Source organism: Dietzia sp. DQ12-76, from assembly GCF_014145045.1.
GTDB lineage: Bacteria > Actinomycetota > Actinomycetes > Mycobacteriales > Mycobacteriaceae > Dietzia.
In genome coordinates this window covers 1-5,752 of record NZ_JAALDV010000439.1, presented here as the reverse complement: position 1 = coordinate 5,752, position 5,752 = coordinate 1, and the positions used below count along the sequence as shown (strand labels likewise).

General features: G+C 70.1%; 6 protein-coding genes. 3 read left to right on the top strand and 3 right to left on the bottom strand.

Annotated elements, in window-relative coordinates:
• The first annotated feature begins 158 nt into the window (after positions 1-158).
• The gene (locus G6019_RS14280) at positions 159-926 is read left to right on the top strand and encodes an IclR family transcriptional regulator (RefSeq protein ID WP_182612976.1); all 768 of its coding nucleotides are present in this window, start codon (positions 159-161) and stop codon (positions 924-926) included.
• Between the two features lie 13 nt (positions 927-939).
• Here G6019_RS14280 and G6019_RS14275 read toward each other — a convergent pair whose 3' ends face one another.
• Entirely contained in the window at positions 940-1,725 is a 786-nt protein-coding gene (locus G6019_RS14275; RefSeq protein WP_107755727.1) for a 2-keto-4-pentenoate hydratase, read from the bottom strand.
• Between the two features lie 60 nt (positions 1,726-1,785).
• Here G6019_RS14275 and kstD point away from each other — a divergent pair, with 60 nt between their 5' ends.
• Together kstD and G6019_RS14265 are read left to right on the top strand one after the other, a co-directional pair.
• Positions 1,786-3,534 carry a 3-oxosteroid 1-dehydrogenase gene (gene kstD / locus G6019_RS14270; RefSeq protein WP_182612975.1) on the top strand — a complete coding sequence of 583 codons (1,749 nt, stop codon included), beginning with the start codon at positions 1,786-1,788 and terminating at the stop codon, positions 3,532-3,534.
• Between the two features lie 2 nt (positions 3,535-3,536).
• Positions 3,537-4,397 carry a MaoC/PaaZ C-terminal domain-containing protein gene (locus G6019_RS14265; protein WP_182612974.1) on the top strand — a complete coding sequence of 287 codons (861 nt, stop codon included), beginning with the start codon at positions 3,537-3,539 and terminating at the stop codon, positions 4,395-4,397.
• Between the two features lie 11 nt (positions 4,398-4,408).
• Here G6019_RS14265 and G6019_RS14260 read toward each other — a convergent pair whose 3' ends face one another.
• Complete coding sequence (locus G6019_RS14260) at positions 4,409-5,452, bottom strand: LLM class F420-dependent oxidoreductase (protein ID WP_182627853.1); 1,044 nt, start codon at positions 5,450-5,452, stop codon at positions 4,409-4,411.
• A gap of 10 nt (positions 5,453-5,462) precedes the next feature.
• On the bottom strand, positions 5,463-5,750 hold the full coding sequence (locus tag G6019_RS14255) for a hypothetical protein (RefSeq protein WP_182627851.1): 288 nt from the start codon (positions 5,748-5,750) through the stop codon (positions 5,463-5,465).
• Between the last annotated feature and the right edge of the window lie 2 nt (positions 5,751-5,752).

The window sequence follows — 5,752 nt, the reverse complement described above, 5'->3', positions numbered from 1 at the left end:
GAACGCCGCCGAGCTCGTCGTCGTCATCATCGGAACACCCCGCCTTCGTCGCCTCCCCATAGTCGAACGCACGTTCGATTCTACACCTGGGTCCCTATTCGCGCACGTGTTCGATCTGATCGAACCGCCCTGCCGCTGCTCCGCGCTACACTCGCCGCATGAACGAACCGCCCGTCTCGCCCGTCGACCGCGCCTTCGACGTGCTACGGGTGACGGCCGCGGGCGCCGGCCTGACGCTGAGCGAGATCTCCCGAGAGGCCGGCCTGGCCAAGTCCACGACCCTCCGACTCCTCACCGCGCTCGAACGGAACGACGCGGTGACCCGGATCGGGCAGCGCTACCGGTTGGGACCGCTGGTGCACGAGCTGGACCCGATCCCCTCCTCCCCGGCGTACGAACGAACCCGCCGGGTCCTGACCCCGTTCCTCGCGCACCTCTTCGAGGCGACTCGGGCGACGGTGCACCTGGCCACGCTGCACGGCGACGAGGTGGTGTACCTCAACAAGCTGCACGGTCCGCGACCGATCCCGTCCCCGTCCCGCATCGGCGGAGGGCTTCCGGCCTATTGCACCGGCGTGGGCAAAGCGATGCTGGCGTTCGATGACGCGGCCGCCGAGCGGGTCGCCCGGGGCCCGCTGGTCGCATGGACCGACACCACCCTCACCTCGCCGGATGCGCTCGCGGTGGAGTTGGCAACGATCCGGCGCCGCCGGCGGGCGGTGGATCGCGCCGAACTCACGCCCGGCCTCTACTGTGTGGCCGCACCGGTGTTCGACGACGACGACGGCGGCGCCAGCGGCGCCCGTGCGGTGGCCGCGCTGTCCGCGAGCGCGGCAGACAGATCGGCACTCGCGCGACTGGAACCGTTGGTGACCAGGGTCGCAGCCGCCGCCAGCCACGCGATGTCGACGGCCGAGAACGAGTAACGTGTCCGCAGCTTCAGCTGAACTCCATGGTGACCTCGCCCAGACCCGCGAACTCGGCACGGAAGGAATCGCCCGGAGCGGCGTCCATCGCCCGGATCGCGGTGCCGGGCAGGATCACGTCGCCCTTGCGCAGGCGCACACCGAACTTGGCGACCGTCGAGGCCAGCCACCCCACCGAGTTGAGCGGGTTACCCAGCACCGCGTCGGAGCGACCGGAGGCGAGGAACTCACCGTTCTTGTAGAGGGTCGCATCGATCGCTGCGACGTCGAGGTCCGCCAGCCTCACCCGCTGTGAACCGACGACGTACCCACACGACGAGGCGTTGTCCGCGATCGTGTCGGGCAGGCTGATCTTCCAGTCGCGGATGCGGGAGTCGATCAGCTCGATCGACGGCACGACCCACTCGATCGCGGCAGCGGCCTCCTCCTGTGAGCACCCCTCCGGAGGGATGTCGGCACCGAGGATGAACCCCACCTCGACCTCCACGCGCGGGAAGCAGAACCGCGCGGCCTCGACCGGCTCGCCTTCCGGATACTCCATCGTGTCGAGCAGATGGCCGTAGTCCGGTTCGTCGACTCCCATCATCTCCTGCATGGCCTTGGAGGCCAGACCCACCTTGTGGCCGGTGACGACCGCGCCGGCCTCCAGCTTTCGACGGATGTTGACGAGTTGGATCTCGAAGGCGTCGTCCGGGGTCATCCCGGGATGGTCGGCGGTGAGCGGCGCGATGGGCGCCACGTCGGCCTCGGCATCCCAGAGTCGCTGTGCGAGTGTGGCGCGGGTCTCCTCGGTGAGCATGACGGGGATGCTACCTCGATCGTCTGGCGCTCGAGCCCCCGGTTCTATAACGTGTTCTACATGGCAGACCAGGAGTTCGACGTCGTCGTCGTCGGTAGCGGTGGAGCAGGCATGACGGCCGCCCTCGCAGCAGCGAAGAAGGGCCTCAGCGTGGTCCTCGTGGAGAAGGCGCCTCACTACGGTGGCTCCACCGCCCGGTCCGGAGGCGGCGTGTGGATCCCGGGGAACTCCGTCCTCAGGCGGGACGGGGTCCAGGACACCCCGGAGGCCGCCCGCACCTACCTGCGCTCGATCATCGGCGACGTCGTGGCCCCGGAGAGGATCGACGCGTACGTCGACCGCGGCCCCGAGGTCCTCGACTTCGTCCTCGCCCACTCCCCCCTCGAGCTGGAGTGGGTGGTGGACTACTCCGACTACTACCCCGAGGCGCCGGGCGGACGACTCGGTGGCAGGTCCGTCGAACCCAGGCCGTTCGACCTCCGCCGGCTGGGCTCCGAGGCGTCGAGGCTCGAGCCCCCCTACGCCAAGGCCCCGGCGAACATGGTGGTCAAGCAGTCCGACTACCGCTGGCTCAACCTGCTCCAACGCCCCACCACCAAGGGCTTCCGACGCTCCGTCCGCGTGACGATGCGCATGCTGGTGGCCAAGGCCCGCGGCGCCAACATGGTGGGCATGGGCCGCGCCCTCATCGGCGCCCTGCGCAAGGGCCTCCTCGACGCCGGCGTCCCGGTGTGGCTCAACACCCCGATGACCGGACTGGTCACCGAGGGCAGTGGCCTGGAGGAGCGGGTCGTGGGCATCACCGTGACCCGCGGCGGGGAGGAGCAGACCCTCCGCGCCCGTCGGGGCGTGATCATCGGCTCGGGAGGGTTCGAGCACAATCAGGAGATGCGGGACAAGTACCAGCGTCAGCCCATCCCCACCTCCTGGACGGTCGGCGCCGCCGGCAACACCGGCGAGGGCATCGAGTTCATGGAGAAGGTGGGTGCGGAGCTGGCCCTCATGGAGGACGCCTGGTGGGGTCCCACGATCCTGCTCCCCCGCGGCCCGTGGTTCGCGCTCGCCGAGCGGTCCCTGCCCTGCTCGTTCCTCGTCAACTCACGCGGCGAGCGGTTCATGAACGAGTCGCTGCCGTACGTCGAGGCCGGCCACCGGATGTACGGCGGCGAGTACGGTCAGGCCCCGGCCGGCCAGGAGGGGGCCGAGGGCGAGAACGTCCCGGCCTGGCTCATCTTCGACCAGGAGTACAAGAACCGGTACCTCTTCGCCGGACTACAGGCGAAACAACCGCTGCCGAAGAAGTGGCTCGAGACGGAGAACTTCCACAAAGCGGACACCCTCGCCGAACTGGCCGGCCTGATCGGGGTCCCGGCCGACGCCCTGGAACGGACGGCCACGCGGTTCAACGGCTTCGCCGAGAAGGGCGTCGACGAGGACTTCCAGCGCGGGGTCTCGGGGTACGACCACTACTACGGCGACCCCACCAACAAGCCCAACCCGAGCCTCGGGCCCGTCCGCAAGGCCCCGTTCTTCGCCGTCAAGATGGTGCCCGGGGACCTCGGGACCAAGGGCGGCGCGACCACCGACGTCCACGGCCGGGTGCTCCGGTCGGACGGCTCCGTGATCGAGGGGCTCTACGCGGCCGGAAACGCGTCGTCGCCGGTCATGGGGCACACCTACGCCGGGCCCGGGGCGACCATCGGTCCCGCGATGGTGTTCGGATACCTCGCGGTCGAGCACATTCTGGCCGGCGCCACAGCCGACTCCACCGCCGCCGCCCCCACCACCATCGACAAGACGGGAGTCTGACCGTGCCGATCGACCTCTCGACGGCCCTGGGAGCCGAACTCCCCTCGCAGGAGTTCTCCTGGACCGCCTCCGACGTGGCGCTGTACGCGCTCGGAGTCGGTGCCGCTGGTGACCCCATGGACACGGCCGGGCTGCGGTACGTGGACGACTCGAACCCGAAGGTGCTGCCGTCGTTCGCCACCGTCGCGGCCACGATGAACGTCACCGAGGCGCCGAGGGTGTCGTTCCCCGGGGTGGAGATCGACCTGGCGAAGGTCGTCCACGGAAGCCAAGCGGTCCGCCTGCACCGGCCCATCCCCGCTGCCGGCACCGCCGTCACCACGACCAGGATCGCCGAGATCCAGGACAAGGGCTCGGCGGCCGTGATCATCCAGGAGTCCGAGACCGTCTCCGCCGACGGTGAGAAGCTGTGGACCTCGCGGTCCGGGATCTTCGCGCGCGGGGAGGGCGGATTCGGCGGCGAGCGAGGAACCTCGGAGAAGGTCGAGTACCCCGAGCGGGAGGCCGACCACACCATCGAGGTCGCGAGCCTGCCCCAGCAGGCGCTGCTCTACCGCCTCTGCGGCGACCGCAACCCGCTGCACTCGGATCCGGCGTTCGCCGAGGCGGCCGGGTTCCCGAGGCCGATCCTCCACGGCCTGTGCTCCTACGGGATGGTGTTGCGTGCTGTCGTGGACCACGTCCTGAAGGGGGACGTCGAGCGGGTCAGCGGCTACGGCGTGACGTTCGGCGGCATCTTCTTCCCGGGCGAGACCATGCGCATCCGGGTGTGGGAGGACGCCTCGCGCCTGCTCGTCGCGGCCACGGTGGCCGATCGCGACGACGCGCCGGTCCTCAAGAACGTGGTGGTCGACCTCGCCTGACCACGACCCGGTCAGCAGAGATCGCGGAACCGCTCCACCAACCGGATCCGACCGGGGGCGTCCATCGCCATCGGGACGACCGTGAGGGTCGTGGCCCCGGCCTCACGGAACGCCCCGACCCGCTCGGCCACGTACGACTCGGGGCCGATCAGTGAGACCGACCGGACCAGCTCGTCCGGCACCGCCGCCGCGGCCTCGTCCTTCTTGCCGTCCAGGTACAGGTCCTGGATGCGGGCGGCCTCGGCCTCGTAGCCGTAGCGGCACGCGAGTTCGTTGTAGAAGTTCTTGCCCCGGGCGCCCATCCCACCGATGTAGAGGGCCAGGTGCGGCCGCACGAAATCGAGGTAACCCGGCACCTCGCTCTCCTCGCAGATCGCCAGCGGGGGCCCGGCGTAGACCTCGAGGTCACCGAGCGAGGGATCACGCTTCGCACGTCCCTTGGCCAGCGGGTCACCCCACGCGAGGTGTGCCTTCTCGGGGTGGAAGAACAGCGGCTGCCACCCGTCGGCGATCTCGGCGGCCAGCTCGACGTTCTTCGGTCCGAGCGCCGCCAGCACGATCGGGATGGACTCCCGCACCGGGTGGTTGATGAGCTTGAGCGGCTTGCCCAGGCCGGTGCCCTGGTCTGCGGGCAGCGGGATCTGGTACTTGGCCCCGTCGTGCACGACCTTCTCCCGGCGCCACACCTTGCGGCAGATCTCGATGACCTCGCGCGTCCGGGCGAGCGGGGCGTCGTAACGCACGCCGTGGAATCCCTCGACGACCTGCGGACCCGAGGCACCGAGGCCCAGGGTGAAGCGGCCGTCGGAGACGAAGTCCAGGCCGGCGGCGGTCATGGCGGTCAGGGTGGGCGTGCGCGTGTAGATCTGCAGGATTCCCGAGGCCAGTTCCATGGTCGAGGTCTTGGCCGCGAGGTAGCCGAGCTGGCTCACCGCGTCGAACGAGTAGGCCTCGGGCACGAACGCGATGTCCAGCCCCGCCCGCTCGAGGTCGGCGGCCTCCGCGGCCGTCTCGGCGAACCCGCCGCTGTAGTTGAGAGCCATTCCGATGCGCATGGGCGCAACGCTACCGGGGGGTCGCGTCGCCGCGGATCACGGCGTCCACCTCTCCCCCTACCCGCACGAACACCCCCACGCGTCGACGCAGCGGGGAATCGGTGCGCTCATACCCCAGAAACCGCATCCCCGCCTCGGTGGCGACGGCCAGGACGGTGGACTCCGGCAGATCGACGTCCGAGGTGGGGACCACGACGAGGTCGGCGGACCCCAACATCCGCGACAGCCGCCGGCGTCGCGCCTGGTCGTCCCCTCGGCGTCGCAGCGCCCGGCGTCCGGCCACCGCTGCGAGGGCCACCA